The organism is Actinocorallia libanotica (assembly GCF_039525175.1).
Lineage (GTDB): Bacteria > Actinomycetota > Actinomycetes > Streptosporangiales > Streptosporangiaceae > Actinocorallia > Actinocorallia libanotica.
In genome coordinates this window covers 1-1,576 of the sequence record NZ_BAAAHH010000098.1, presented here as the reverse complement: position 1 = coordinate 1,576, position 1,576 = coordinate 1, and the positions used below count along the sequence as shown (strand labels likewise).

The following is a 1,576-nucleotide window of genomic DNA, read 5'->3' as shown; positions in this document are numbered from 1 at the left end:
ATTCCACGGGGGTCTGACCGGTGTGATCGCATTCGTAGAAAAGAATGGCGTTCGGTCCGTGCCGCCGCATCTGTTCGGGAGGCTGCCAGCGCAGGCGGGCCACCTGGGTGGTCAGCACCGACAGCGCGGCCAGCGTCTCGATCGTGTCCAGGCGCTCGTCCACGACGATGAGCGCGTGGTCAGGGTGCTCTTCGTAGGTGGCAGCGGCGTCGCCGACCAGGGTGGTGCGCATTCCTCGGAATTCCAACTCACGGCTCCTTTGCACGTGCCTGACCCCCGATGCCCGGATAGAAGACAAAACCACGTTTTGGGCGCCGATGCGAGTCTTGACAGTCGTTTTACCCGTGAGGAGATTTCACAATTCGGTCTTTCCGGATTATTACCCGTCAGTACCGTTACGAGGATCACGCTCGGATGGCTCGTTCTGGCGCTGGACCTGGGCCCTGCGCGACAGCAGGCGGGACTGGGCCTTGATGTCCTCGGTCATGGCCAGCAAGTCCGGTGGGAGCCTTTTCGTCCAAGTGACGATCAACACGCCCTCCTCTCCGGGGACGCTCACCTCCAGGGTGTGGCTGTCGGCGGCATCGCCCAGGCGCTCGGCGACCCCGGGTGGCAGGAGGTGCTCGCGCACCCCTGGCGCGTGCTCGATCGTCAGGTCCCCGGGCTCGGCCGCCACGGGCTCCCCGCCGGCCAGGACCGCTTCTACTGATCCGGTCTGCCATCCCAGCGCGCGCTCCAGCGCGGTCAGCACGGTCAGGCTGTAGTCATCGCGTAGGGCGCCCTCGATCTTCTGCACCCGGTCGCGCGACAACGGCCCTCGCTCGGCGAGCGCCCGCTGGCTCAACCCCAGCTCGGCGCGACGCCGCTGGACGGCTTCGGCCAAGCGTTCCCAGTTTCGGTTAGTCATGGCGCACATGATGCACCACTTGAATTCACTTGGACCATGGGGCATGGCCTTCTTCGGCCGGTTTTCGCCTGGGTTGGCATGGAAGTAGACGACTGCTGACCCATCGGCCTCTTCCGTAAATGCCTGCCATCTGTTGTGGACATGCCAAAACCGGCCATAACATGCCGACCATGACCCCGAGTGCAGGCCGCAGCGCCCCCCACGACCCGCACCTTCTGCGGGCCCGCCGCAGCGAGGCAGGCCTGTCCCAGTCCGAACTCGCCCGCCGCATCGGCCGCACCCCCGCGCTGATCAGCGCCCTGGAGTCCGGGACCTCGGGCGCCTCCCCCGAGACGCTGGAGGCCATCGCCCAGGCACTCGGATGCCGCCAGGCCGACCTGCGCCGCGGCGGCCTGCTGGTCGAGCTGCTGCCCCTCCTGGCCCGCGCCGAGCTGGAGGGCCGCCTGCACCTGTGCGATGCGTGCCTGCCCGGCCTGCTGGTCCTGCTCTCCCCCGACCTGGCCGATGAGACCGCCGATGAGGTCGCCCAGCGGTGGGACGAGCTGACCGACGCCCTGGCCTGCGGCCGCGACATCGGGCCCGTTCTGGACGCCCTCGCCGGAACCGATCCCCAGGAGCACCCATGAACCAGCCCGACGAGAGGCCGATGACGTCCGGTCAGGTCGCCGA

3 protein-coding genes are annotated in these 1,576 nt (G+C 67.9%); 1 reads left to right on the top strand and 2 read right to left on the bottom strand.

Annotated features, from left to right (window positions below; genetic code table 11):
* Together ABD140_RS39760 and ABD140_RS39755 are read right to left on the bottom strand one after the other, a co-directional pair.
* Positions 1-232: hypothetical protein (locus ABD140_RS39760; protein ID WP_344248226.1), on the bottom strand; the 232-nt coding region annotated here is incomplete at its 3' end.
* 147 nt (positions 233-379) lie between these two features.
* Entirely contained in the window at positions 380-907 is a 528-nt protein-coding gene (locus ABD140_RS39755) for a helix-turn-helix domain-containing protein (RefSeq protein WP_344248224.1), read from the bottom strand.
* Between the two features lie 170 nt (positions 908-1,077).
* On the opposite strand from ABD140_RS39755, the gene ABD140_RS39750 reads away from it, so the two are divergent.
* Entirely contained in the window at positions 1,078-1,533 is a 456-nt protein-coding gene (locus tag ABD140_RS39750) for a helix-turn-helix domain-containing protein (RefSeq protein WP_344248222.1), read from the top strand.
* Positions 1,534-1,576: the final 43 nt, after the last annotated feature.

What these genes read in the sequence shown, in the direction of transcription:
- ABD140_RS39755 (WP_344248224.1), bottom strand. Translation starts at nt 907, where the DNA reads ATGACTAACCGAAACTGGGAACGCTTGGCCGAAGCCGTCCAGCGGCGT.
- ABD140_RS39750 (WP_344248222.1), top strand. Translation starts at nt 1,078, where the DNA reads ATGACCCCGAGTGCAGGCCGCAGCGCCCCCCACGACCCGCACCTTCTG.